General features: G+C 66.1%; 15 protein-coding genes. 10 read left to right on the forward strand and 5 right to left on the reverse strand.

Annotation, left to right across the window (positions count from 1 at the left end; genetic code table 11):
- Window positions 1-144 precede the first annotated feature (144 nt).
- Both NLM27_RS02045 and NLM27_RS02050 read right to left on the reverse strand, forming a co-directional pair.
- Window positions 145-1,824, reverse strand: coding sequence for a SulP family inorganic anion transporter (locus NLM27_RS02045; protein WP_254141752.1), 1,680 nt, complete (start codon window positions 1,822-1,824; stop codon window positions 145-147).
- 215 nt (window positions 1,825-2,039) lie between these two features.
- The gene (locus tag NLM27_RS02050; protein WP_254141753.1) at window positions 2,040-3,527 is read right to left on the reverse strand and encodes a caspase family protein; all 1,488 of its coding nucleotides are present in this window, start codon (window positions 3,525-3,527) and stop codon (window positions 2,040-2,042) included.
- A 426-nt stretch (window positions 3,528-3,953) separates the two neighbouring features.
- Between NLM27_RS02050 and NLM27_RS02055 the strand changes: the two genes are divergently transcribed.
- The 3 genes from NLM27_RS02055 to NLM27_RS02065 are packed head-to-tail and all read left to right on the forward strand — an operon-like array spanning window position 3,954 to window position 7,851.
- Window positions 3,954-4,985, forward strand: coding sequence for a TRAP transporter substrate-binding protein (locus tag NLM27_RS02055; protein WP_254141754.1), 1,032 nt, complete (start codon window positions 3,954-3,956; stop codon window positions 4,983-4,985).
- A gap of 22 nt (window positions 4,986-5,007) precedes the next feature.
- A complete protein-coding gene (locus NLM27_RS02060) occupies window positions 5,008-6,861 on the forward strand; it encodes a TRAP transporter large permease subunit (RefSeq protein WP_375142312.1) in 1,854 nt (617 codons plus the stop codon).
- A gap of 12 nt (window positions 6,862-6,873) precedes the next feature.
- Window positions 6,874-7,851: a hydroxyacid dehydrogenase gene (locus tag NLM27_RS02065; RefSeq protein WP_254141756.1), complete on the forward strand. Its 978-nt coding sequence runs from the start codon at window positions 6,874-6,876 to the stop codon at window positions 7,849-7,851.
- Window positions 7,852-7,857: 6 nt separating this feature from the next.
- On the opposite strand, the gene NLM27_RS02070 is transcribed toward NLM27_RS02065, so the two are convergent.
- Window positions 7,858-9,024: an ABC transporter substrate-binding protein gene (locus NLM27_RS02070; RefSeq protein WP_254141757.1), complete on the reverse strand. Its 1,167-nt coding sequence runs from the start codon at window positions 9,022-9,024 to the stop codon at window positions 7,858-7,860.
- 287 nt (window positions 9,025-9,311) lie between these two features.
- Here NLM27_RS02070 and NLM27_RS02075 point away from each other — a divergent pair, with 287 nt between their 5' ends.
- The 4 genes from NLM27_RS02075 to NLM27_RS02090 all read left to right on the forward strand — a co-directional run bounded on the left by NLM27_RS02075 (window position 9,312) and on the right by NLM27_RS02090 (window position 16,990).
- Window positions 9,312-11,741 carry an EAL domain-containing protein gene (locus NLM27_RS02075; protein WP_254148730.1) on the forward strand — a complete coding sequence of 810 codons (2,430 nt, stop codon included), beginning with the start codon at window positions 9,312-9,314 and terminating at the stop codon, window positions 11,739-11,741.
- An 84-nt stretch (window positions 11,742-11,825) separates the two neighbouring features.
- Window positions 11,826-13,124, forward strand: coding sequence for an MFS transporter (locus NLM27_RS02080; protein ID WP_254148731.1), 1,299 nt, complete (start codon window positions 11,826-11,828; stop codon window positions 13,122-13,124).
- A gap of 158 nt (window positions 13,125-13,282) precedes the next feature.
- Complete coding sequence (locus NLM27_RS02085; protein ID WP_254141758.1) at window positions 13,283-15,868, forward strand: EAL domain-containing protein; 2,586 nt, start codon at window positions 13,283-13,285, stop codon at window positions 15,866-15,868.
- A 405-nt stretch (window positions 15,869-16,273) separates the two neighbouring features.
- Window positions 16,274-16,990 carry a Crp/Fnr family transcriptional regulator gene (locus NLM27_RS02090; RefSeq protein WP_254141759.1) on the forward strand — a complete coding sequence of 239 codons (717 nt, stop codon included), beginning with the start codon at window positions 16,274-16,276 and terminating at the stop codon, window positions 16,988-16,990.
- A 216-nt stretch (window positions 16,991-17,206) separates the two neighbouring features.
- Here the strand turns inward: NLM27_RS02090 and NLM27_RS02095 are convergent, their stop codons facing one another.
- Window positions 17,207-18,847, reverse strand: a complete 1,641-nt coding sequence (locus NLM27_RS02095; protein WP_254141760.1) for a peptidoglycan-binding protein — start codon at window positions 18,845-18,847, stop codon at window positions 17,207-17,209.
- Between the two features lie 359 nt (window positions 18,848-19,206).
- Window positions 19,207-19,818: a TetR/AcrR family transcriptional regulator gene (locus tag NLM27_RS02100; protein ID WP_254141761.1), complete on the reverse strand. Its 612-nt coding sequence runs from the start codon at window positions 19,816-19,818 to the stop codon at window positions 19,207-19,209.
- A gap of 129 nt (window positions 19,819-19,947) precedes the next feature.
- Between NLM27_RS02100 and NLM27_RS02105 the strand changes: the two genes are divergently transcribed.
- The 3 genes from NLM27_RS02105 (at window position 19,948) to NLM27_RS02115 (ending at window position 26,413) form a co-directional block, all read left to right on the forward strand.
- Entirely contained in the window at window positions 19,948-21,180 is a 1,233-nt protein-coding gene (locus tag NLM27_RS02105; protein WP_254141762.1) for a cytochrome P450, read from the forward strand.
- Window positions 21,181-21,334: 154 nt separating this feature from the next.
- Entirely contained in the window at window positions 21,335-24,946 is a 3,612-nt protein-coding gene (locus tag NLM27_RS02110; protein ID WP_254141763.1) for an AsmA-like C-terminal region-containing protein, read from the forward strand.
- Between the two features lie 348 nt (window positions 24,947-25,294).
- Window positions 25,295-26,413 (forward strand): DUF2336 domain-containing protein, encoded by a 1,119-nt coding sequence (locus NLM27_RS02115; RefSeq protein WP_254141764.1) that lies wholly within the window; start codon window positions 25,295-25,297, stop codon window positions 26,411-26,413.
- The last annotated feature ends 28 nt before the right edge of the window (window positions 26,414-26,441 follow it).

Consider the following 26,441-nt stretch of genomic DNA (forward strand, 5'->3'; position numbering starts at 1 on the left):
GGGAGAGGGTGTCTCCGCAACGGGACAATCCCCTAGAGGAGAAAGCCCTCACCCGTCACGCTCTTCGAGCGCGCCGACCTCTCCCGCAAGCGGGAGAGGTGCACCGAGCCCACGGCAGATCTATTCAACCCAACACCGATCGCGCTACTTCGCCAGCTTGCGCACGGCCTCGTCCACGCTGTGGAAGACATGCTCGCGGGGCAGGGCATCGAACAATCTGAAGCGCTCGAACGCGTCCTGCGCGCGCACGGATTCCAGCCGCGCCAGCGCGACCGTGACGCCCTGCTCGCGGCAGGCCTTGAAGATATCGAGCAGGATCTGTGCGGCGGTGAAGTCGATCTCCACCATGCCGCTGGCCTCCAGCACCAGCAGTTGCGGCGTCGCTGTGCCGAGCACTTTCGCCACGTCGCTGCGAAAACCCGGAGCGTTGAGGAACGAGAGCGGCGCCTGGAGCCCGATCACGGCAACGCCCGCGATGCGCTCGCCCGTGATGTGCGGATGCGCCGGCCACCAGATCGTGGTGCCCGGCACGCGCTCGAACTCGACGAGCCGCGCGCGAGTCGTGCTCCAGATGCCGTGCAGCAGCGACAGCATGATGCCGAGGAATGCGCCCTGCTCGATCGGCAGCACGATGATCAGTGCAGCGGTGGCGACGATCAGCAGGAATTCGCTTCGAGTTTGGCGGTAAATGGTGACGATCTGCTTCACCCGGACAATGCGCAGCGCCACGAACAGCAGGATGCCGCCGAGCGCCGCGTCTGGAACATGCCGCAGGAGACCCGTGCCGAATGCGAGCAGCGCCAGCACGATTGTCCCGGCGGCAAGACCTGCGAGCTGCGATTGGCCGCCGGTCTCCGCCACGATGCCAGTTCGCGGCGGACTGGCATTGACCGGAAAGGCGCCGAACAGGCCGGACAGCACGCTGCCGGCACCGACGCCGAGGAAATCGCGGTCGACGTCGGCAGGCTTGTCGGGATCGGACGGAAACGACCGTGTCGTCGCGGCGGTCTGCACCATCACCACGACGGTGATCACGAAGGCGAGCGGCACGAGGCGCACCCATTGCTCCGGCGCAAGGTCGGGCAGGGTTGGCCGCGGCAGCGTGCCCGGCACTGCGCCGACCACGTTGACGCCCTTGCTCTCGAGGCCGAGCGCGACCACGGCCAGCGTCGCGCCGGCGAGCCCGATCAGCGCGCCGGGAATTTTTGCACTGACCCTCTCGGAGACAAAGACCACGGCGAGCACGCCGAGGCCGATGCCCAGCGTGAAGGGATTGGTGCGGCCGAGCTCGCTTGCCAGCACGCCGATGCGATCGAGCATCGGCCCGCTCGGCGATCGCAGCCCGAGCACACCCGGCAATTGCGACACGATGATGTGGACCGAGATGCCGGCGAGGAAGCCGACCGTCACCGGCACCGACAGGAGATTGGCGATGCCGCCGAGACGGAAGACGCCGCCGGCGAGCATCATCGCGCCGACGAGCAGCGCGAGCGCGATCGCAAGCCCCTGATATTCGGGCGAACCGGTGGCCGCGAGCGCCGCAAGCCCGCCGGCGAAGATCGGCGTGATCGTGGAATCCGCGCCGCAGGACAGGAAGCGGTTGCCGCCGAGCAGCGCGAAGCCGAGCGAGCCCGCCATGAACGCGAAGAAGCCGATCTGTGGTGCGAAGCCGCCCAGCCGCGCCGTGGCCATCTGCTCGGGGATCGCGATCGCCGCCAGCGTCAGCCCGGCCATGAGGTCGCCGGGCAGGGAGTATGACGCGAGTGAGCGAAACAGCGGCCATGCGGGCTTCGATGATCCCTTGGCGCGGGCGTCGTGCGGCATCGTGCTGAAGTCCTCGGGAAAGGCTTGTTAGCCGATAAGACTACAGCATTTCCGTATCGGGAAGCGGTAGACGCAATTTCTCTACGTCCGTCGTCATTGCGAGCGAAGCGAAGCAATCCAGAATCCCACCGCGGCGGCAGTCTGGATTGCTTCGCTTCGCTCGCAATGACGGAGGACAAATTCGTCCTCCGCATCGCACGAGGTAGTCTCAGGCCTCAGTACCGGCCGCGGCTATTGTGATAGTCTCCGCCGCGGCCTCCGCCCATGCCCATGCCCATGCCGATCCCAACACCGATGCCGATGCCCTGCATCACGGCGCCGGGTGGCGGGCCGGCGGGCGGCGCGCGCTCGTAGACCACTTCCTCGGGCGGAGGAGCAGGCCGGCGCTTGGGCGGCGTCTCGACGACCTTGCGCTTCGGCGGCGTATCGTCGACGCGCTTCTTGATGATGGGCGCGACGCTCGGATTGACGGGCGTTGCCGGCGGCGACGGCGTCGAGCACGGGCAGGTTGGGGCCATTGCGACGGCGATCGGGGCAGGCGTCGCCGCGGCCGCAACGGGCAGACCATAGTTGCGGTTCTGCACGCGGAGCAGCAGCCTGCGCGCAGTCGCGGCGAGGTCGCTGTTGTCCCAGTTGGCGAGATAAGCCTCGAACGAGGCGCGGGTGTTGATCGCGGTCGCGCGCTCCCAGGCCAGCATCTGGCGGCGCCGTTCGAGCACCGTGCGCAGGCGCGGCGTGCGGGTGTCCTGAGCGTACAGCTCGATATAGGCCTGATACGCCGGCACCGTGTCGTCGGTGATCACGAGTTCATAGGCGACCTTGGCCGGCTTGCCTTGCAAGTCCCTGCGCCAGTCCTCGACGCTGCGGGTGCCGCTGGCCAGCGCCATCGAGGAGGCGCCCGGAAGGGAAGGCAGCTGGCTGCTGCTCTCGCCGAAGAATTTGAAGTCGGTGGTCAGCGACGAGCTTTCCCACGGGATCTGCCGCCCGTCGGTCGCTTGCGCCACGGCGACGCGGATACGCTTGAAGACGTCCTCGATCGGCAGATTGGGCTGCTTGGCTATGGTCAGCGCAGCCGTGGTGTAGGGGCTGTCGAGGCCGTTGCCGTCCTCCGCTTCGGCGCCGGGCGAGGTCGAATAGGAGATGAAGGAGCCGGGCGCGCCGGCCTTGGTGTCGACGATCGCGAGCCCGTGGCCGGCGCCGCTGAGCGCAGGGAATGGATTGTTGCGGCAGGCATCGAGCATGAAGATGCGCGCCCGCGTCGGCAGCGCGCCGAGCGTGTTGAGCAGATCGTTCAGCCGCACGCCCTGGAGCGGAATGTCGGCCTCGCGCTTGGGATCGAGATCGACGGGGACGAGATAGTTCTCGCCGTCGATCTGCAGGCCATGGCCGGCATAGAACACCAGCGCGACGGTATCGGCGCCACTGGCGCTGACCTTGCCGGCGAAATCTGAGATCGCCGCGCGCATCTCGCTCTGCGCCAGATTGGCGGCCGTGGTGACAGTGAAGCCGGCATTGCCGAGCAGCTCCGTCATGCCCTTGGCGTCGTTGGCGGCGTTGGGCAGTTCCGGCACCGTGCGATAGGCGGATTGGCCGATCACCAGCGCGAGCCGCGCTTCGGCGGCGGCGTCCGTCGGTGTCATCAACTGTGCGAACGCAAGAAGGCCGGACGCAAGAAGCAAATTCGACAAGACTGGACGGCGCATGGTGTCACCTCCATCGGCAATGCGCGCGATGATGTCACTTTTTCTAGGGGGCTGCCATGCGTCCGTCTGTGCGCTGGATCACGCTCGGCGTGCGGCAAAACGGGGCAGGGTGTCTGCGGAGGCTGAAGAGCATCGTTCTGGGTTCATCCATGTGAATTGCGCATTGATCCATGCTCCAATTGGATTGATGCCGGGTTCACGCGCAAGCGTCCCCTGCGCAGACCGGGCTGCAGGTCGATCCTCGTCGCAAATCTCCGAAAATTGTCGTCGTTTCGCTGCGCTTGCGGACTGCCGGTACCCGCCTCGCGCCGCTCTATGACGGCCGGCGGCCGCGCTTGCCTGTGCCGTCGCTTTGGCCATACAGTCAGCGCAACAGGCCACGGCAACGACCGCGGCGAACAAAAATAATGTGGGAGAGACCGCACCATGACCATCGTGCCCGTGAACCGTCGCGCGTTCATCAAGTCATCGGCGGCGGTCACCGCCGGCCTCGCGCTCTCCCCCGCCATCATCGGCCGCGCCGAAGCTGCGACGCTGAAGCTGAAATGCTCCTCCTCGCTGCCGAACGACCCCAAATTCGCCAACGGCCGCGTCTACTACGACAACCTGGTCAAGAACCTGAAGTCGAACGGCCTCGGTGAGCAGGTCGAGGTCGCGTTCTTCCCCGACAACCAGCTCGGCCAGGAGATCGACGTCATCAATTCGGTGAAGCTCGGTGTCATCGACCTCATGGTGTCGGGCTCGTCGATCTCGGCGAATCTGGTGCCGCTGGTCGGTACCTTCGACCTGGGCTTTCTGTTCTCGAGCTTCCCGCAGCAGACCAAGGCGTTCGATTCCGGCGCCGCCAAGCCGATCGAGGACGCGCTGCTCAAGGGCGGCAACATCCGCATCATCGCCTGGGCCTATAATTTCGGCTCGCGCAGCGTGCTGGCGAAGAAGCCGGTGAAGACGCCGGAGGATCTCGCTGGCCTCAAGATCCGCACCCTGCCCAATCCCGTCATCACGGAATGCCTGCGGCTGATGGGCGCCGCCGCAACGCCGCTGGCGTTCGGCGAGATCTACACCGCCTTGCAGGCCGGCGTGCTCGATGGCCTGGAGCATGATCCGCCGACGATCCTGGCCAGCAAGTTCTTTGAAACGTCGAAGTCCTACGCGCTGACGCAGCACAATTTCTCGCCGCTCGCGATCTATTTCAGCGACATGACGTACAACCGCATGGACCCGAAGCTGCGCGAGGGTTTCCTCGATGCCGCGAAGAAGGCCGCGGCCGACACGCGTGCCCATGGGCTTGCGGTCGAGAAGGAGGCGCTCTCGGCTTTGACCGAGAAGGGCGTGACGGTGGCCGAATGCGACCGCGAAGCTTTCAAGAAGCGGGTGGCGCCGCAGACCGAGAATTTCATCAAGGCGCGGCCGGAGTCCAAGGCCGTCATCGACATCATCCGCGCGACGCAAGCCTGAGATGGCCAAATCTGACGTGGCAATGACAGCCGCCGCATCCCTGTCGGGCGGCCGCCACGGGAGCATCACCCTGCTGCTTCGCGCCAGCGATGCGATCGCGGCCATCCTCCTGGCCGCCGATCTCGTGGTGGTCTGCGTCTCCGTGCTGCTGCGCTTCTTCTTCAACGCGCCGGTCGAATGGTCGGATGACGTTGCGCGCGGGCTGATGGTCGGCTCGGCCTTCTTCGGCGCGGCGAGTGCGCTCGCGCGCGGTGAGAACGTCGGCGTATCCTTCTTTCGCGATCTGCTGCCGCTGTGGCTGCGTACGCTGGTCGATGCCGCCAGCGCGCTGCTGATCGTGCTGATCTCGGGCTATGTCGCCTACAACGCCATCAAGCTGGGCTCGCTGACGGCGGGCCAGACCACCGGCTCCGGCCTGCCCCTGGAGCTGACCTTCTACCCGATGGGCGTCGGCGCGCTGTTCATGACGGTGTTCGCGATCGATCATCTCTGCGCGCGGCCGTTGCCCGACATCGTCAGGGGCCTCGTTGCGATCATCGTCGTGACCGGCCTCTACCTCGCCTGGGACTACCTGTCGCCGTCCTCGGTGCCGTCAGCGGGCACGCTGATGCTGATCGGCTTCTTCGCCACCCTGTTCGGCGGATTGCCGATCGGCTTTGCGCTGGCGCTGGCCGCGCTGATCTTCATCTGGGTCGAGGGCGCGCTGCCCGGCGTCATCTTCGCCCAGCAGATGGCGCGCGGCATCGATAATTTCGTGCTGCTCGCGATTCCCTTCTTCATCCTGGTCGGCTACCTCATGGAAGCCAACGGCATGTCGGTGCGGCTGATCGAGCTGCTGCAACGCGCCGTGGGCCGCATGCGCGGCGGCCTCAACGTCGTGATGGTGGCCTCGATGGTGCTGTTCTCGGGCATATCAGGCTCGAAGATGGCGGACGTCGCCGCGGTCGGCTCGGTGCTGATCCCGGCAGCGCGGCGCTCGAAGCAGAATCCTGGCGGCGCGGTGGCACTGCTGGCAGCCTCCGCGGTGATGGCGGAGACCATCCCGCCCTGCATCAACCTGATCATTCTGGGCTTCGTGGCGAACCTGTCGATCGGCGGCCTGTTCGTCGCTGGGCTGCTGCCGTCGGCGCTGATGGCGGCGGTGCTGATCGCGGTGTCCATCATCTTCGGCAAACGGCCGGCGCAGGCCGAGGAGGTCGAGCCGCAGATGCCGGTGTCGGGCCTGTGGAGCGGTGCGATCGCCTCGTTCGGCCTGATCTTCATGATCTTCTTCGGCTTCAAGAGCGGCTTTGCCACCGCCACGGAAATATCGGCCTTCGCCGTGGCCTATGCGCTGGTCGTCGGCAGTGTCGTGTTTCGCGAGCTCAGCTTCAAATCGGCCGCGCACAGCTTCGTGCAGGCGGCGACGCGCGCGGGGCTCGTGCTGTTCATCGTCGCCGCCGCTCAGTCGCTGGCGTTCACGCTGACCTTGCAGCAGGTGCCGCATGCGGTCGGCGACTTCATGCTCGGCCTGTCCAAGACGTCAGGCGTCTGGTTGTTCATCCTCTTGGCGATCGCCGTGCTGATCGTGATGGGCTCGGTGCTGGAAGGCGCGGCGGCGCTCATCATCTTCGGGCCGCTGCTGCTGCCGGTCGCCGTCCAGCTCGGGATCGATCCCCTGCATTTCGGCGTCGTGCTCGTCATCGCGATGGGCATCGGCCTGTTCGCGCCGCCGCTCGGGCTCGGACTCTATGGCGCCTGCCTGATCGGCAACGTGCCGATCGAGCAGACGGTGAAGCCGATCATGGGCTATCTCGGTCTCCTGTTCCTCTGTCTGCTCGTCATCGCCTTCGTGCCGTGGCTTTCGACGGCGCTGCCGCGCGCGTTCGGCTATTGAAGGAGTCCTGCCTTGAAAGTCCTGCTGGCCCATACGCCGGAGATGCGCCGCAACTATTATGGCGATCGCAGCCTGAACGGCCTGCGCGCTGCCGCCGACGTGATCCTGCACGAGAGCGATGAGACACTGGACGCCGCCAGCCTCGTGCGCTCCGCGCAGGACGCCGACATCATCGTCGCCGATCGCATGACCGAAGGGCGCGGCGAGATCTTTGGTCAGCTGCCGCGCTTGCGCGCTTTCGTTCGCTGTGCCGTCGATATCCGCAACGTCAATGTCGAGGCGGCGTCACAGTCCGGCGTGCTGGTGACCCGCGCCGGCCCCGGTTTCGTTCAGGCGGTTGCGGAGCTCGCGCTCGGCTTCATGGTCGACCTCTCCCGCGGCGTGTCGCGGACCACGGCGGATTACCAGGCCGGCCGCAAGCCGGAGGCGCGGATGGGCCGCCAGCTCGGCGGCAGCCGGATCGGCATCATCGGCTATGGCAGCATCGGGCGCTATCTTGCCGAGGTAGCAAAGGTGCTGCGCATGGAGGTGCTGGTCTCCGATCCCTTCGCCACCGTCAGCGATGCCGCGGTCCGGCATGTCTCTCTCGACGAGCTGCTCGCCGCGTCGGACTACGTCGTCTGCCTTGCGATTGCCAACGAGCAGACCGAGAATCTGATCGGCGAGGCGGCGCTGGCGCGGATGCAGAAGCATGCCGTGTTCATCAATCTCTCGCGCGGCAACCTCGTCGATGAAGCCGCGCTGGCGCGCGCGCTGCGCGAGGGCCGCATTGCCGGCGCGGCGATGGATGTCGGCCGCGCGCCGGACCAGATGCCGAGCCCGGAGCTGGCAAAACTTCCCAACGTCGTCGCGACGCCGCATGTCGGCGGGCTGACGCCGCAGGCGATCGAATATCAGTCGCTGGAAACGGTGCGGCAGGTCGAGGCGATCGTCAAAGGCGAGGTGCCGCAAGGCGCCGTCAACGCCGACCGCTGGACACGGCGGCCGTGAGCGGACCTAAAGCCTATCCACCGCCCTGAACGTGCCGTCCTTCTGGATCACCGTCAAAAACACCTTCGGCGGCGTGTCGATCATGCGCGCGCCGACGGTGACGGTGCTGCCGCTGATGTCGAACCGGCCGACATCGTTGATGGCGCGCAGCAGGCTCGCGCGCGTCGGATTCGGTCCGGCCTTCTCCAGCGCGGCGGCCGCGAGGCGGCCGGAGAGATAGCCCTCGAGCGACACGAAATCCGGCGTCAGTGTCGGGTCGAACGCCTTCTGCGCCGCCTGGTAGTCGGCGACCAGCTTGAGCGAGCGGTCCCAGGGAAACGGCACGACCTGCGAGACGATGACGCCTTCGCCCTCGGGGCCGAGCTCCTTGGCGAGCGCATTGGCGCCGACGAAGGAGATGTTGACGAAGGTCGGATGGAAGCCGCTGCGATGGGCGAGCTTGATGAACTCCGCGCAAGGACCGTAGGTCCCGACCATGACGATGGCCTCGGGGTCGGCACGCTTGATCATGCGCCAGGCCTGGGCGACCGCGCGGGTGTTGCGCTCGAAGGTGCCTTCGGCGGCGAGCTCGAGGCCGCGCTTGGCGAGCGCGCGCTTCACGCCGACAAGACCGTCGCGGCCGAAGGAATCGTCCTGGTAGAAGATGCCGATGCGGGTGAAGTTGCGATCCTCGGTGAGATGCTTGATCCACGCCTCGGCTTCGGCGCCATAGCTCGCTCGGATGTTGACGACGTTTGGAAGTTCGAGGTCGCGCAGGAACTCGGCGCCGCTGAACGGGCCGATGAAGGGCACGTTCCTGGCGCTGGTGATCGGAATGGTCGCCATCGCGGTCGGCGTGCCGACCGCTCCGATCAGCGCGAACACCTTGTCGCCCTCGATCAGCCGCAGCGTCTCTGCCACCGAGCGGTCGGGGTCGTAGCCGTCGTCGCGGCTGATGAGCTGGAGCTTGCGGCCGTGCACGCCGCCCTTGGCGTTGATCTCGGTGAACGCGGCGACGATGCCTTGGCGCATGCGTTGTCCGAGCGCGGAGGAGGGGCCTTCGAGTGCGGCGGCCTGGCCGAACAGGATCGCATCGTCGCTGACGCCGGCCTCGTCGCCTTTCGCCGGGAGCATCGCTGCGGCCAGCAATACGATGGTCAAGACGAGGTATGTCGCGGATCGCGATGGTGTCATGAGAAGGCTTGCCGGATGCTGGACGCGTTGCGGCGACGATAGGCCTATCGCACTGAACAGCTCGCTAATCCGCGCCGCGCCGATGGGCCGTAAGACCCCGGGGAAAGCCGGCAAATTATCGCCATACTGCCACATCCCGGAGGGGCAATCGTTAACTAAGCCGCGTGATGCGGAACGCTCCGGCTTCGAAATTTTGCAGTTCTTAACCGCGATCCTTGTCCGATAGCAGTGCCGGGGGCTCAACCAGAAGTTCGGGCCGCCGCGCCGAGGGGGACTTGCGGATCAAGATGGGCGGTCGCGATCAGAACGATCAGGATCGGAAGCGTGTGACTGGATGGTGGCGTGCCGCGCCGCTGCTCCGGCTCTATCGCCCTGCGCTCGTCGCGGTCGGCGTCGGACTTCTGTTCTCGGCCGTGGGCGCGGCCGCTGTGGCGCGATGGGAAGACCGCGTCAACAGGATCGAGTTCGAGAACGCGGCCGAAACCGAAGCGATCGTCATGCAGAACGGCATGAACGAGTACATCTCCAGGCTCGTCGCGCTGCGCACCCTGTTCGAATCGACCAACGAGGAAATCACCCGCAGCGAATTCGAGACCTTCAGCGTCCGGCTGTTCGAGCGTCATCCCGGCATGCTGCGTATTGGCTGGCTGCCGCGCGTCAATCGCAAGGAGCGCGCCGAATACGAGGCCGCCGCAGTCACTGATGGCGTGTCCGGCTATCGCATCAAGTCACTTCAGGGTGACGGATTTGCGACCGCGCCGCAGAGCGACGAATATTTTCCGGTGTTCTACTCGACCCAGCCGAAGACGTCCTCGGTTTATGGCATGGACTACGCGACGGTGCCGGAGCGCCGCGCGATCCTTGAACGTGCGCGCGACAACGACCGCGTGGCCGCCATTCGTACGCGCCTCTACGAACCGAGGGAGGGTGGCCGGCTGCCCGACGTCCTCGTCGCCATTCCCGTCTACGCCAAGGGGACCTCGCGCGAGGCGGTCGCGGACCGGCGCCGCAATCTCGCCGGCTTCGTCGTCGGCATCTTCGACCTGCCGCTGCTGATCCAGTCCATTCGCGTGACGACCGGCGCAAGCCCCGCAGTCAGTGTGAACGTCTACCCACCCTTCACGGGGCAGATCGTCAGCCTGGAGCAAACGCAGCCGGATTATTCGTCGGCTGCCACGGCGCCGCAATCGATGCGGGACGTCGCGCGAGCTGTGCACTGGTCGGGCAGTCTCAAGATCGGGGACACGGATTGGCAGGTGCGTGCCATGCCGACGGCGGGCGGTTCGCTTGAGACGTCCTATGATCGCGCCGTCGCGGTCCTCATCGTCGGGATGCTCCTCACGCTGTCGCTCTCGACCTATCTCATGCTCGCAAGCCGCAATTCGCGGCGGCTGTCGGTCGCGAACCGGCGGGTGCTCGAGCTCGCCCAGACCGACATCCTGACCGGACTGCCGAACCGCGCCTTCTTCCTCGCCCGGCTCGACGAGCTCAATGGCCGGCTGGAAGACGGCGGGCCGACCTTCTCGATCCTGATGCTCGACCTCGACCGCTTCAAGAACGTCAACGATTCCCTCGGTCACGGCGCCGGCGATGCGCTGCTGCGCCAGGTGGCCCAGCGGCTGAAGTCGGCCGTGCGCGCCAGCGACGTGCTGGCGCGGCTCGGCGGCGACGAGTTCGCCATCATCCAGGAAGCTTGCGAGGATCAGCGCGCCTGCTCGACCGAGCTCGCAGGGCGGATCGCCAGGCTCGTGACCGAGCCGTTCCTGCTGCCCGGACATCGCGTCGAGATCGGCACCAGCATCGGCATTGCGATCGCGCCGGATCACGGCAGCGACCAGGAGCAGCTCCTGAAGAAGGCGGACCTTGCGCTCTACCGCTCGAAATCGGCGGGCCGCAACTGCTTCACCATCTACGACGAGGCGATGTCGGCCGAGCTCGAGGCGCGCAACACGCTGGAAGGAGATCTGCGCGACGCCATCGCGCGCTGCCAGCTGGAGGTGCACTACCAGCCGTTCGTCGACGCCCTCAGCGGCGCGCGGCGCGGCTTCGAGGCGCTGGTGCGCTGGCGGCACCCAACGCGCGGGCTGATCCCGCCGGATCAGTTCATTGCGCTCGCGGAGGAGACCGGACTGATCGTGCCGCTCGGTGAATTCGTGCTGCGCCGCGCCTGCGCGGACGCAGCTGGCTGGCCCTCCGAGCTCGCGGTCGCCGTGAACCTGTCGCCGATCCAGTTCAAGGAGGCCGATCTGTTCGAAGTGATTTCGGCCGCGCTCGCCGATTCCGGCCTGCCGCCGCAGCGGCTGGAGATCGAGATCACGGAATCGGTGCTGCTGGAACGCGGGGTCGAGAACCACGCCTTCATGGAGCGGCTCAAGGACCTCGGCATCGAGCTCGCGCTCGACGATTTCGGCACCGGCTATTCCTCGCTCAGCTATCTGACCGCGTTCCCGTTCGACAAGATCAAGATCGACAAGTCGTTCATTCGCAATCTCACGCAGCAGCCGCGCAGCTCCGCCATCATCTCTTCGATCGTAACGCTGGCACGCGGGCTCGACATGTCGGTCACCGCCGAAGGCGTCGAGACCCGCGAGGAGTTCGAGCGGCTGAAGGCGCTCGGCGTCAACTTCGCACAGGGCTATCTGTTCGGTCGCCCGCACCCGATCGAGCGGATCCTGTTCGACGCGCCGGTCGAACCTTCGCACCTCGACGCCGCCTGAGCGCGCCTAAGGGGCATGCGCGAAAAGCGCTTGACCCGGACATCCCCGGATGGTCCGAAGGATCGTCCAGGGATGAAACACACAATGCGGCTTCCGTTCTTCTACGGCTGGGTCGTGGTCGCCGTGACCTTCGTCACCATGGCCATTGGCGTCAACGCGCGAACCGCCTTTTCATTGTTCTTTCCGCCGATCATCTCCGAATTCGGCTGGGAGCGCGGCGTCACGGCGGGAGCTTTCTCCTTCGGCTTCGTGGTGTCGGGCGTGGTCAGCCCGCTGATCGGCCGCCTGATGGACCGCGCCGGCCCGCGCGCGGTGATGGAGCTCGGCGTCGTGCTGATGGGCGGCGGGCTGCTGCTGGCACCGCTTACCAGTGCGCCCTGGCATCTCTATGTCACCATCGGCGTCATGGTCGGCGCCGGTTCGGTGTGTCTCGGCTATTCCGGTCAATCGCTGTTCCTGCCGAACTGGTTCATCCGCAAGCGCGGCTTCGCCATTGGCATCGCCTTCGCCGGCGTCGGCATCGGCTCGGTGACGCTGCTGCCATGGGTGCAGCACATGATCGAAGGGACCGGCTGGCGTACCGCCTGCACCGCGATGGGGCTCCTCGTTCTGATCGTGCTGGCGCCGATCAATCTGTTGCTGCGCAAGCGCCCCGAGGATATCGGCCTTCAGCCGGACGGCGATGCGGCGCCGGCCGCGGGCGCCACAAAAGCTGTCTCCAACATCGTCGATCCCGTCTGGGCCGGCACCGAATGGACGCTGAGGAGCGCCGTCGCAACGGCGCGGTTCTGGTGGATCGCGCTCGGCTATTTCTGCGGCCTGTACATCTGGTACGCGGTGCAGGTGCACCAGACCAAATTCCTGCTCGATATCGGCTTCAGCCCCGGCGTTGCGGTGTGGGCGCTCGGCATCGTCAGCCTGCTCGGCATTCCCGGCCAGATCCTGCTCGGCCATGTCTCCGACCGGATCGGGCGGGAATGGGTGTGGGCGATCAGCTGCGCAGGGTTTGCGATCTGCTTTGCGGCGCTGATGGCGCTGAAGTTCCAGCCGTCATTGTGGCTGGTCTATCTCATGGTGTTCACGCAAGGCGCGCTCGGCTACGGCCTCACCTCAATCATGGGCGCGGTGGTGTTCGAGATCTTCCAGGGCAGGCACCAGGGCAGCATTTTTGGAACGATCATGCTCGCCGCGCTGGCGGGCGGTGCCGCCGGTCCCTGGGTGACCGGCTTCCTCTACGATCGCGCCGGCGATTATACGCTCGCCTTCGGCATCGCGATCATCGTGAGCGGATTGTCGGCGCTGTCGATCTGGCAGGCCGCGCCGCGCAAGGTGCGGGTGGTGGCCGGCCGGCTGCACGAGCTGCAGGGCCGAACTGCGGAGTGAGTTCCGGACGCACCGGATTATCCGTGCTTCTTTCGCCGAATGTTAAGCACGTCGGGGCCTGGCGACGCGCGACCAGGATCGGCAAAACGTCTTGGACACCATCGGAGCGCTAGCCTCGGGCTGAATGCCGCTTCTTCCCGATTCCGCCGGATCCACCAATGTCTGCCTCCGATTGTCTCGTGAAAGAAACTCCGGACGTGTTGTTGGCTGCGCTGGAACGCGCCGACGATGCCATCGTCATCATCGACAGCGCGCGGCGCATCACGCATTTCAACTCCGGTGCCGAGCGGATCTGGAAGCTCGCGCGCGCCGACGTAATTGGCCGCAATGCCGACATTCTCACCCTGAAGTGCCTGCAGGTCGAGCCGGTCGCGGAGTTCCGCGATGAGATCAGTCTCACGCGGCACGACGGCAGCCGAATCCGGACGGCCATCGCGCTGTCGTCCGTTGCGAGCGGCGGCATGCCCCATCACGTCGTGTTCGCGCGCGACGTCACCACTGACGCCGAACGCCGCGCCAGAATCGGGCTCCTCCACGCAGTCTCCGACCAGACCAACAGGGCGGTGATCATCACCGACACCGAGCAGAACATCGTCTACATCAATTCGGCCTTCACGGCGCTGTTCGGTTACACCAGCGACGAGGCCGCGGGCCGCCGCGCAGGCGAGCTCATCGCCGGCTGCCACACCGATCGCAAGGCCGTCGCAAAGCTTGTCAAGCGTCTGATGCAGGGCGGCCGTCGCGGCGAGGTCGAGGTGCTCACCCATGACAAGGACGGCGAGGAGATCTGGGTCTGTGCCCGGATCGACGTCTTCCGCGACATGAAGGGCCGGGCCAAGCACATCTTCGCACTGCTCGAGGACATCACCGAGACCAAGCAGCTGCGCTCGCTCCAGCAGCTCATCATGGGCGCGCTCGCCGACGAAGTGCCGATCGGCGAGATCGCGGACAGGCTGTGTCGTCGCGTCGAGGAGATCGCACCAGATGTCGTCTGCTCGCTGCTTCACGTCGATTCCGCGGGCTTGGTCCATCCGCTCGGCGGCCCGAGCCTGCCCGAGGATTATTCCCGTGCGCTGGACGGCGTCGCCATCGGCCCCAATGTCGGCTCCTGCGGCACGGCCGCCTTTTACGGCGAGCCGGTGCTGGCCGAGGATCTCGACACCGACCCGCGTTGGCAACCCTACAAGGCGATGCCGCTCGCGATCGGCTTGCGTGCCTGCTGGTCGACGCCGGTCAAGGCGAAAGACGGCCGGGTCATCGCCACCTTCGCATTCTACTTTCGTGAGCCGCGTGCGCCGAGCAATTGGCACCGACGCATCGTCGAGGCCTGCGTCAATCTCGGCGCCTTCGCGATCGAGCGCAAGGAGGCGCGCGCCGAGATCGCGCGGCTCGCCTATCACGACATCCTCACCGGCCTGCCGAACCGCGCACAGCTAAGACACCTGATCACCACCGCAATCGACGCCTGCCCGACCGGGAGCCATGTCGCGCTGGCCTTTCTCGACGTCGATCATTTCAAGGACGTCAACGATACGCTGGGCCATGCCGCCGGTGACGAACTGCTGGTCCAGCTCGCGCAGCGCCTGCGCGAGCAGATCGGGCCCGAAGACATGCTGGGACGGCTCGGCGGCGATGAGTTCGTCATCCTGCTGCCGCAACGCAACGCCGAGAGTGCCGAGCGCGTCGCGGCCGGGATCACGGAAGCGCTCGCAGCACCCTTACGGCTCGGATCGAAGCTGATGCCGATGTCGGCCAGCATCGGCATCAGCCTCTACCCCGATCATGCCACCGACATCGATACGTTGATGCAGCAGGCCGACGCCGCCATGTACATGGCTAAGCAGGCGGGACGTTCGACCCATCGCCTGTTCAGCGTCGAGATGAACGGGCTTGCCGAGCAGCGGTTGGCGCTGATCGCAGCGCTCCGTCGCGCCATCGCCGAGGGTGCGCTCAGTCTCAGCTACCAGCCGCAGATCCGCAGCTGTGACGGCGCGATCCACGGCGTCGAGGCGTTGGCGCGCTGGCGCGACGACGTGCTCGGCGACGTCTCCCCCGCAAAATTCATTCCCCTCGCCGAGGAATGCGGCCTGATCGAGCAGATCGGCCTGTGGTCGGTGCGCGAGGCTTGCCGGCAGATGGCGAACTGGCGCCGCGCCGGGCTCAACATTCCCAGCGTGTCCGTGAATCTGTCGCCGATCAATTTCCGCAACGTCACGCTGGCCGCGCGGCTCAAGGAGATCCTCGCCGAATACGACCTGCCGCCGGACGCCTTGATGCTGGAGATCACCGAAGGCACCTTCATGCAGGACGGCGCGGCCGCGCTGGAGACGATGCATGCGATCCGCGCGCTCGGCATCGGCCTCTCGGTCGACGATTTCGGCACCGGCTATTCCAGCCTCAGCCGCCTCGCGCATCTGCCGATCCGCGAATTGAAGATCGACCGCAGTTTCATGCGCGACATTGAGCGCGACGCCGGCGCGCTCGCGATCGCCACCGCCGTGGTGCGCGTCGGCCAGGGCCTCGGCATGACCGTCGTCGCCGAAGGCGTCGAGACCGAAGGCCAGCGCAAAACGCTGGCCGAGCTTGGTTGCGACGTCGTCCAGGGCTTCCTCTATGCACCTGCGCTTGCGCCTGTCGTCTTCGAGCGCTGGCTGATCGAGCACTGCGCCGAGCAGGCGAGGGCGATGCTGGGGCGGCTCGACGTCGTGCCGGTGGGTGTAGTTGCGGTGAAGCGATCGGCGTAGGGCTTGCCGTCCGCTTGTCCTCCAGTTCCGAAAAGCGTCTGTTTCAGACCGTTGTTTGACTGCACTGTCGCATGGAACTCGCGGAAAACCTTTGAAAGCAACGGATTGGTTTGGGTTGCCAATCCGCCCTTGAATGGAACTCTTCCGGAGGACTGTACGGTGTTACCCATACTTGTTTTGCAGTTGCGTAATCAGCGTTCTGCTTGCATCTAGATCGCGATTGAGCGCAGAGGAAATTCCGCCTCATGACACTGTTTTTTGTTGTTGAGCGTGAGGATGCTTTGTCAATGAACTGGATCTGGGTGCAGGCCGTAAAGACAGATCCGGGCATATGCTAAGACCGCTGTTCAGCGCCGCAGCGGAGCATCCGCAGTGAGGCAAGTCCCTGCAATTGGTAACCGCCTCTTGGCAGCGCTACCGCCTGCCGATTTCGATCTTCTGGCGCCCGAGCTCGATACAGTCGCGCTTGTCGAAGACACCGCGATTTCGCAGGACGGTGATCCGGTCGACTATGTCTTGTTTCCCCATAGCGGGGCCATCTCGCTGATGGTTGACCTGGCGGATGGCCAAACCGTTGCCAGCGCCCTGATCGGTCGCGAGGGAGCAATGGGCACTCTTTCCGTGTTTGGGCCGTCACCTTCGGCACTGACTGCCATCGTTCGTGCTGCGGGGGTCGCCTCGCGAATCCCGGCGCGGCGATTCAACGCGGCATTTAACCGCAGCCCCGCAATCCGGCACGCGATCCAGACTCACGTCAGGGCGATGCTGGTCCAGCTTCAGCGCGGCGGCGCCTGCAATGCGCTGCATCCGGTGCAAGCCCGCATGGCACGCTGGCTGCTGCACATTTGCGATCGCATTGACGGCGATTTCCTGCCGCTCACCCAGGAGGCGCTGTCGCAAATACTCGGCGTACGGCGAACGACCGTGACGCTTCTGATGCGAAATCTGCGTGATTCCGGAGCGATCCGATCTGTTCGACGGGGCCACATTGAGATCGACCGGGTAAGACTTGCTGCCGCGGCGTGCGAATGTCATGGCACGATGCATCGCGAGGTCGAGCAGATCTTCTCGACGGCGCGACTTCGCGCATGGACGACGCCGGATGAGTTGCGATTGCCGTGAGCGGCAGTGGGACGCAATCATAACCCGTATCAGCCACACGCTGAGCGGCGGCTGATCCGCTTTGGCCGGACACAAAAAGCTGCCCGCGGCTTGCAGGCAGCAGTTTCGTGAGGATGTTCAGCCGACGTTTCGCACGCGTATGGGAAGGCTGAACGTGCTCGCGGAGGTCTTGAGCCCCGCCAGAGGCGAGGCTCCGAGGGCGCATTACCGGCGAGGTTACTGCTGCGCCGGCTGACCCGACGTCGAAGGCGGCGGGGCATTGTTCTGGTTGGTCTGCCCAGATTGCATGTTCTGGTTGGTGCTGGGCTGACTGGTGGACTGATTGTTGCTTTGGGCCGGGGCCTGACCGGTGGTCTGGCCCGCGGGCGGCTGCGTGGCCGCCTGGCCCGAAGGCGTTGGTTGGTTCTGCTGAGCCTGGCCATCCGTGGACGGCTGGTTCTGCGGAGCCTGGCCGGTGGTCTGGTTCTGTTGCGCCGGCGCGCCGGTCTGGCCGGTCGTCGTGTTTTGCGGCGTCGACTGGCTATTCTGCCCCTGACCGACCGTCGTCGACTGGCCCTGCGTGGCGCTGATCTGGTTGGACACGCCAAGCGCGGAGACCGTGCGGGTATCGATCGAGCCGGTGGCCTGGAAGCCTTCCTGTCTCTGGAAAGTCATCAGTGCTCTGCGCGTACCGGGCCCGAGGACGCCGTCCGCTTCGCCAGACAGCATCCGACGTTCAATCAGGACTCGCTGAACGATGCGGATCTCGTCGGGACTGAGATCCAGCGCGGCAACACCGCCACCGCTTGAGCTGCCACGGTGCGCATAATGCATCCGCGGACCGGCGGGAATGACGTCCACGATCCTGCGGCTTCGATCGGTGACGATGATTTCGTCATCGACGACGAAGAAGCTGTCGTCGCGGTAGTCCGGATAGACGTCGATCAGCGCGGGATAAGCCGCGACCGAGACCACGGAGATGTTTCGCGGCACGACCACGCCGGCATTGACCCGGAAGTTGATGGAATTGGCGTTGACCCGGACGCGCTCCACATTGCGTGAGTTCAGCACCGACTGCTGTAGCTGGGTTTGCTGCTGCGCATTCACCTGCACGCGGCCGGACATGCTCTGGGTGGCCGCATTCGAGGTTTGCGCCTGGGTGTTGGTCTGTCCCTGCGTGTTGGCGCCGGTCGTTGCGCCCTGTGCATTCTGGCCCTGGGCGTTGTTGGTGTTCGCGCCGGTCGTCGTCGTGCTCTGACCTTGCGCGTTCTTGCCTTGAGCGTTCTTGTCCTGGGCATTGTCCTTGGTGTTGGCGCCCGTCGTCGTGCTCTTATTCTTCTGTTCCGCACCCTGCGACTGACGCGTGCGGTCGCGGTCGTTGCGGCTCTGTCCGACGGTCTGGTCCTTCTGTCCGCGCTTGTCGCTCTCGGACTTCGACTGGCGCGCGCTGTCTCGATCGCTACGGCTCTGGCCAACCGTCTGGTCCTTGCCCTGTTTCTCGTATCCGGATTGCGACTGACGCGCGTTATCGCGGTCGCCGCGGCCCTGACCGACAGTCTGCTTGTCGGTCTTGTCGGCGGCTCGGCCGCTATCGCGCGCTTCGGAAGCACCCTCGGCCCGACCGCCTGCGCGGCCCTGCGTCATTCCTTCGCTGCGGGAAGCGCCACCTGCGCCTTGCGACGTCGCACCGCCGGACCGGCCGCGTTCCGCAGCACCTTCGCGGGCTCCGCCACCTGAACTCATGCCGCTTCCGCCGGCTCCTCCGCCGGCGCTCATTCCGCCGCCTGCGCCTTCGCGCATACCTTGCGCCGATGCCAGGCTCACGCCTGCGAGCAGCACTGCCGTAGTCAGCAGGAATTTGTTCTTTGCAGTGTTCATCTGAATCTCCTTGGGTTTGCTTCGCTGCACTTGCGCGCTTCCGTCGCGACGCGACCGCGCTCGTTTCGTTGGTGTTTCGATGTCGGGCCAACATTAACGACGGGCAAAAGTTGCAAACGCCCGACCGCGAGCGCGAAGAGTCATGAAGATAAACGGGCGTTCATCTCGACGATTTCGCGTCTCCTGATAGCGGCCGCCTCCTTACTGATCGAGGGTTGAAGAGGTCGGCACGGCCCGCTGTTCCGCGGCCATCGATGATCGCGATCGCGCGGTGCGTTCCTTTCACGGTGCTGCGGCGGTTCAGCGCAGTCGCGGCTTCCAATGGCTCAAATTGGCTCGGCGATCATGCGAGGATTCGATTAGCCCGAAGCCAGTCCCGTCCTCCGCCGCAAATCCGTGATCGCGCGCAGGAAGCTGTCGGCCGGCGTGGTTTCGGGATCAATGAGCCGGTGCAGGCGAAAGCCGTCCTCCAGCGCCAGCACCACGGAAGCCATCCAGGGCGGGTTCAAATTGTCATTGCGCCCGTTGCTCTTCAACGTCGCCTCGACGATGTCGGCGACCAGCTTGCGCCGCGCGCGCAGGCGTTTGGCGAGTTCGGGGCGGCGCTTCTCGGCGCGGGCGACGAACAGGATCATCTCCATGTGCAGCAGCGGCGAGCGGGCGAGGGGGTCCTGCCTGCTGCGGTCCATCGATTTCAGCGCCGCGATGAAGTCGTCGAGATTGTCGTGCTGAGCGAGAATGTCCAGGTTGCGCCGGATCGACTGCTCGACATGGTCTTCGAGCATGGCGATGATCAATTCGTCCTTGCTCTTGAAGTTGGAATAGAACGCGCCGCGGGTGAAGCCGGCCGCGGCCGCGATCGCCTCGATGCTGGCGCCGCCTATGCCGTCTTCCTCGAACACGCGCGCGGCCGCCTCGAACAGCTTGTCGCGCGTATTGTCCCTGGTCGGCCTGGTTCTCACCCTTGACATCGGACCAGGTTAGGGCAGAATGCAACTCGATACAATAATGTATCGAGTTGATAATTATGGGGATGGTTACGCCGGGCTCTGGGGCAGCCTTGCGTATTCGTGTCATGCGGCAACCGATTTGAGGTCACCATGAACGAGCCAGTGCAAGGCGCGAACGGCGATCCGTTGTTCAACCCGCTGTCGCCGGACTTCATCCGCGATCCCTATCCGCATTACGACCGGCTGCGCACGATCGATCCGATCCATCTGACGCCGTTCGGCCAGTTCGTCACCAGCCGCCACGCCGATGTCAGCCTCGTGCTGCGCGACAGGCGCTTCGGCAAGGATTTCGTCGAGCGTTCGAAGCGCCGCTACAGCGAAAAGATCATGGACGAGCCGGTGTTCCGCAGCATGAGCCACTGGATGCTGCAGGCCGATCCGCCCGACCACACCCGCCTGCGCGGCCTGGTCGTGAAGGCCTTCACCGCGCGCCGCGTCGAAGACATGCGGCCGCGCATCCAGGAGATCGTCGATCAGACCATCGATGCCGTGATCGATCACGGCCATATGGACCTGATCGAGGATTTCGCCTTCCGCCTGCCGGTCACCATCATCTGCGACATGCTCGGCATTCCCGAGGAGCACCGCGAGGTCTTCTACAAGAGCTCGCGCGACGGCGGGCGGCTGCTCGACCCCGTGCCCTTGTCTCCGGAGGAGATCAGGAAGGGCAACGGGGGCAACCTGATGGCCCAGATGTACTTCCAGCAGCTGTTCGAGCTGCGCCGCAAGAATCCCGGCGACGATCTCATCACCCAGCTCGTGCAGGCCGAGGAGGACGGCAACAAGCTCACCAACGAGGAGCTGACCGCTAACATCATCCTGTTGTTCGGCGCCGGCCACGAGACTACCGTCAACCTGATCGGCAACGGCCTCCTGGCTCTGCACCGCAATCCGGACCAGCTCGCGCTGCTGAAGGCGCGGCCCGAGCTGATGGCGGGCGCGATCGAGGAATTCCTGCGCTACGACTCCTCGGTGCAGATGACCGGGCGCGTCGCGCTGGAGGACATCGACGATCTCGGCGGCGCGAAGATCCCCAAGGGCGAGACCGTGCTCTGCCTGCTCGGCTCGGCCAACCGCGATCCGGCGGTCTATCCTGACAGGCCCGACCGGCTGGACGTCACCCGGCAGAACGTGAAGCCGCTGTCGTTCGGCGGCGGCATCCATTTCTGCCTCGGCGCCCAATTGGCGCGCATCGAGGCCGAGATCGCCATCGCGACGCTGCTTCGCCGGCTGCCGGATCTGCGCATCGACGACGTCGAAAACCCGCAGTGGCGGCCGACCTTCGTGCTGCGCGGCCTGACGCGGCTGCCGGCGAGCTGGTGAGGGCGCTCGGCGTTAACCTCCGCGCGCAACAGTCGCTGTGACTTCGCCACACTTCCCCCTATATAAGGGGCTGTTCCGGCGCGCCTGAAGCCTCAAGGCCAAGGTTTGCAGGGTCAAGTTTGACCCGGGTGCCGGTTTGGCCGAGGGGAGACCCGTGCAGACGACGCTGCTCGGATTGGCGATTGCCTTCATCATTGCGCTGCTGGCCGCGCTGATCGGGCCTTACTTCATCGACTGGAACCAGTTTCGGCCCCAGTTCGAGGCGGAGGCGACCAGGATCATCGGCGTGCCGGTGCGGGTGGCGGGCGAGCTCGATGCGCGGCTTCTGCCGGCGCCGACGCTGCGGCTGCGTTCGGTCACCTTCGGCGGCAACAACGATCTCGGCCGCCTGCGCGCCGACAAGCTCGACGTCGAGTTCAGCCTGGGGTCCCTGATGCGCGGCGAATGGCGTGCCACCGAGCTTTCGGTGGGCGGCATGGCGGTCGATCTCGGCCTCGATGCGCGCGGGCGGGTCGATTTGCCGTCCATCGCGAGCGGCAGCTTCAATCTCGCCTCGCTCGCCATCGAGCGGCTCAATCTCACCGGCCGCATCGCCCTGCACGATGCCACCAGCCGCTCGACACTGGAGCTCAACGACATCGTCTTCTCCGGCGACGTGCGATCGCTGGCCGGCGCGGTCCGCGGCGAGGGCAGTTTCAGCACGACGGGGGTGCGCTATCCGTTCCGGATCTCCTCCGGCCCGAGCGCCGACGGCAACGCCACGCGGCTCCATCTCAACATCGATCCGGGCGAGCGCGCGATCCTCGCTGATCTCGAAGGCGTGCTCGCCTTCGACAACCGCCTGCCGAAATTCGACGGCGCGCTGATGCTCGCCGTGCCGGCGGTCAAGAAAGCAGGCGAGGCGGGGCCGACGCCCTGGAAGCTCACGACAAAGCTCAAGGCCGATCCGGCCGGCGCCAAATTCGAACAGGTCGACGCCAGCATCGGCACCGAGGACGCCGCGCTGAAGCTCGGCGGCGTCGGCGACCTCAAATTCGGCGCCTCGCCGCTGCTGCGCGCGGTGCTGTCGGCGCGGCAGGTCGATGCGGACAAGCTGACGGCCAAGGACGATGCCGATCCGCAGCGCGTCCTGCCGGCGCTGCGCGCGGGGTTGGCCGCGATCCCGCAGGCGCCGATCCCGGCGCAGATCGAATTCAACTCCGACCAGATCATGCTGGGTGGCCGTCCGCTCCAGAACATCACCGCCGAGCTTCAGACCGACGGGCGATCCTGGACCTTCCAGCGGCTCGAGCTGCGCGCGCCCGGCATGACGCAGCTCTCGCTCAATGGCGCTACTCCCGGCGCCGACAGCTTTAGCGGCCGTCTCAGCGTCGAGTCGTCCGATCCCGACGCGCTGGTGGCCTGGCTCCAGGGCCGCAGCGAGATCAACCGCCGCAGCACGCGGCCGCTGCGCCTTGCCGGCGACGTGACGATCGCCGCCAACCATCTCGCCATCGACAGGCTGAAGGCCGACATCGAGGGCGGCGCGGTCGAGGGCCGCATCGCCTTCGTCCAGACCGGCGCGAGCAAGGGCTCGCGGATCGATGCCGAGCTCAAGGCCGACCGTCTCGACCTCGACGCCGCCGCAAGCTTCGTGCGCGCGCTCGCGGGGCCGCAGGGCGAATGGCCGGAGGAAGCCAAGCTCTCGCTCGATATCGGCCGCGCCATCTCCGCCGGCCAGGAGCTGCGGCCGTTTGCGGCAAAGCTCGGCTACGGTCCGGCGGCGCTGTCGTTGGAGCAGCTGCGGTTCGGCCAGGCGAGCGGGGTGACCACGGAGGCGAGCGGCAATTTTGATCGCGCTCACGCCACCGGCAAGCTCGCGCTGAAGTCGTCGGCCAATTCGCTGCGCGACCTCACGGCCCTGATCGAGCCATTTGCGCCCGCGGTGCGTGCGCGCTTTGACGCCATCCCGGCAATATCAGGCGCGACCCGCCTCAAGCTCGACCTCAGCCTCGACAGGAATGCCGAGCATGCCGATCGCAGCAACGCCCGCGTCGTGTTCGATCTCGACTCGCCGCAGCTCAAGGCCACCGCGACGCTGGCCGCGCAGGCGCCGGTGGCCGCCATCGACGGCATCGACATCGACCGCCTGCGCAACAGCGACTTCACGCTCGACTCCAAGGTATCGACACCGCAAGCCGGCGCCCTGTTGGCGCTGCTCGGTCTCGATCGCATGGTGGCGGCAGGCGAGGGCGCTTCGCAGCTCGAAGGCAAGTTGAGTGGCACCTGGCAGAAGCCGCTGCAGTTCAGCGCGAAACTTTCGGGTGGGCTGGACGCGAACGCGCTGGGTAACTTTGACTGGTCGACATCCAAGGGCAGCGCGAGCTTGCGTGTCCGCAACGTCAACCTGGCGCCGCTGTTCGGGACCAGCGTGACCGACAAATCAGTGCAGAACGTCAGCCTGTCCGCCCGCGTCGGCCTGTCAGGCAACCGCCTGACCTTCGACGATCTCGACAGCAGCGCGGCCGGGTCGCATCTGCGCGGTCATCTGACGGTGACGCTCGATCAGGAGACGAGTGTCGATGGTGAGATGGGTCTTGATTCGCTCGATCTTGCGCCGGCGCTCGCGATGGCCATCGGTGCGGCCGGCCACGACCCCGGCGAGCCGCTGAGCCCGGGGCTCGTCGGTGGCTGGCGTGGCCGGATCGTCTTCCAGGCACTGCGCGGCACGTTGCCGAGTGGCATCGAACTGCGCCCCGTCGGCGGCACGATCCGAAGCGACGGCCAGTCGCTCGCCCTCGATGCGCTCAAGGGCGGCATCGGTGGCGGCGAGATGTCGGCGAGTCTCGACGCGCGGAATGGCGCCAATGGGCTGACGTTGAATACGCGCATCGAGCTCGGCAATGTCGATGCGGCAACGCTACGCTACCGCGATCTCGCGCTGCCGAAGGGCCGGGCCTCGGTGCAGATGGCGCTGACGAGCCAGGGCCGCAGCGTCGCGGCTCTCACCGGCGCCCTCGCCGGCAACGGCACGGTGACGCTCGACTCCGCCGAGATCGCCGGCCTCAATCCGCGCGCCTTCGAGATCGCGATCCGCGCCAGCGACGGTGGCCAGGTCGCCGACGACAACCGGCTGCGACAGCTGGTCGAGCCCGCGCTGTCGGCAGGCCCGATCGCGGTCGCGTCCGCGCAGATCCCGTTCACGATCCGCGACGGGCGGCTACGCGTCGGCGCGACACCGCTGGAGGCGAAGAACGCCCGCGCCATCGTCTCCGGCGGCTATGATATTCCCGCCGACCAGGCCGACATCCGCGCCAGCCTGACGCCGATCATGACCGGGCTCTCCGGCGCCCCGCCGGAGATCCAGCTGTTCGCGGCAGGCCCGCCCGACAAGCTGAGCCGCACCGTCGATCTCGCGCCGCTGTCCTCGTGGCTCGCGGTGCGCACGATCGATCGCGAGACACGCCGGCTCGATGCCATCGAGCGCGGCGAGCCGCCGCCGGCGACCGCCGCGCTGCCGACGCTGGTCTCGCCGGACCCGCTGCCCGAGCCGTCGCTGACGGACGTGCCGATACCCGGCCGCGATCCGCGCCGCACCCCGCCAAAGTCGAAGGTCGCGCCGGCACCTAAGGCGCCGCAGGCCGCTCCCGCCGCGCCGAGCCCGCCGCTCGCAAGCCAGCAGCTTGCGCCGCTGCCGCCGCCGATCGACGTTCGGCCCGCCCCGGGGCCTGCGCCCGCCAGGCCCAAGCCAAAGCCGCCGCTGGTGCTGACGCCGTCCAATCCGTGAGAGCCGATTTTGGTTTGGAGAATGCGAGCCGCGGGCTCGACCTCGCCCGCTTGCGGGAGAGGTCGGCGCGAAGCGCCGGGTGAGGGTTCTCTCGTCGTGGGGAGTATCCCGTTGCGGAGACACCCTCTCCCCAACCCTCTCCCGCAAGCGGGAGAGGGGGTGCACCTGCCGTGCGGCCCCTTGCCCACCGGTAAACCCATTCCCGCGCATTTGAATGAATTTTGGTCGGCAAAACTGATTTGCTGATTTTACTGAATTCTCGCGTTTGACCTCTAGTGTCGGTTCCTGAGGAATCCGGTGTCCTGCCACGAGCGGCGGGCCGGCGCGCCAAGAACTGGGGTTAGCGAGATGGACGGGGCGAAGACGCTTCTACAGGATCTGGACGACGCGATCGCGCGCGGCACCGACGAAAGCCGGGCGCGCGCGTTGTGGCATGCGACCGACATCCTGATCACCGGCCGCTACAGCGACGACGAGATCAGCATGTTCGGCGAGGTGATCGGCCGGCTCGCGGACGAGATCGAGGTTGCCGCGCGCGCGCAGCTCTCGGAGCTGATGTCGGCGTGCGATCACGCCCCGCTCAACGTCATCGAAAAGCTCGCGCTCGACGACGAGATCGAGATCGCCGGTCCCGTGCTGCGCGACTCCACGCGTATCGACGAGAAGATGCTGGTCGAGAGCGCCATGACCAAGGGCCAGGCGCATCTGCTCGCGATCTCCCAGCGCGAGTCGATCGGCGAGGCCGTGACCGACGTGCTGGTCAAGCGCGGCAACCAGGAAGTCGTGACCTCGGTCGCCAGAAACGAGGGCGCGCGCTTCTCCGGCTCGGGCCTTCTGCACATGGTCCGCCGCGCCGAGGGCGACTCGATCCTCGCCGAGCAGCTTGGCCTGCGCAAGGACGTGCCGCGCCACATCTTCCAGCAGCTCATCGCGAAAGCCTCCGAAGACGTCCGCCGCCGGCTCGAGACCGAGCGGCCCGAGATGTTGGCGCAGATCCAGAGCTCGGTGACCGAGGTCACCGGCGATCTTCAGTCCAAGTTCGGCCCTTCCTCGCGCAGCTATTTCGTCGCCAAGCGTGTGGTAACGACGCAGTACCGCCAGGGCAATCTCAACCAGGATTCGATCTCTAACTATGCGCGCCAGCACCGCTTCGACGAGGTGCAGATCGGCCTGTCGCTGCTGTCGGCGCTGCCGGTCGACGTGATCGAACGCGCGCTGATGGACCGCAACCGTGAGATGATCCTGGTGCTGTGCAAGGCGCTCGACTTCTCCTGGGACACGACGATGTCGCTGCTGTTCCTCGGCGCCAAGGATCATCTGATCACGGCGCGCGACCTCCAGGACAACGAGCGCGAGTTCGGCCGCCTCAAGATCGAGACCTCGCGCAGCATCTTGAAGTTCTACCAGTCGCGCAAGAACAGCGCGGGTGCCGATGCGGGCCGTCAGCCCGAGCTCCAAGTCCACTGACAGGTCCACTGAGGAGAGGAGGGTATTT

It is taken from the genome of Bradyrhizobium sp. CCGB12, from assembly GCF_024199845.1.
In the GTDB taxonomy this organism is placed as follows: Bacteria; Pseudomonadota; Alphaproteobacteria; order Rhizobiales; family Xanthobacteraceae; genus Bradyrhizobium.

Bases quoted from the DNA above. Each gene is read 5' to 3' on its own strand.
- NLM27_RS02045 (WP_254141752.1), bottom strand. From the start codon at position 1,824: ATGCCGCACGACGCCCGCGCCAAGGGATCATCGAAGCCCGCATGGCCG.
- NLM27_RS02050 (WP_254141753.1), bottom strand. From the start codon at position 3,527: ATGCGCCGTCCAGTCTTGTCGAATTTGCTTCTTGCGTCCGGCCTTCTT.
- NLM27_RS02055 (WP_254141754.1), top strand. From the start codon at position 3,954: ATGACCATCGTGCCCGTGAACCGTCGCGCGTTCATCAAGTCATCGGCG.
- NLM27_RS02060 (WP_375142312.1), top strand. From the start codon at position 5,008: ATGACAGCCGCCGCATCCCTGTCGGGCGGCCGCCACGGGAGCATCACC.
- NLM27_RS02070 (WP_254141757.1), bottom strand. From the start codon at position 9,024: ATGACACCATCGCGATCCGCGACATACCTCGTCTTGACCATCGTATTG.
- NLM27_RS02075 (WP_254148730.1), top strand. From the start codon at position 9,312: ATGGGCGGTCGCGATCAGAACGATCAGGATCGGAAGCGTGTGACTGGA.
- NLM27_RS02080 (WP_254148731.1), top strand. From the start codon at position 11,826: ATGCGGCTTCCGTTCTTCTACGGCTGGGTCGTGGTCGCCGTGACCTTC.
- NLM27_RS02085 (WP_254141758.1), top strand. From the start codon at position 13,283: ATGTCTGCCTCCGATTGTCTCGTGAAAGAAACTCCGGACGTGTTGTTG.
- NLM27_RS02095 (WP_254141760.1), bottom strand. From the start codon at position 18,847: ATGAACACTGCAAAGAACAAATTCCTGCTGACTACGGCAGTGCTGCTC.
- NLM27_RS02100 (WP_254141761.1), bottom strand. From the start codon at position 19,818: ATGTCAAGGGTGAGAACCAGGCCGACCAGGGACAATACGCGCGACAAG.
- NLM27_RS02105 (WP_254141762.1), top strand. From the start codon at position 19,948: ATGAACGAGCCAGTGCAAGGCGCGAACGGCGATCCGTTGTTCAACCCG.
- NLM27_RS02115 (WP_254141764.1), top strand. From the start codon at position 25,295: ATGGACGGGGCGAAGACGCTTCTACAGGATCTGGACGACGCGATCGCG.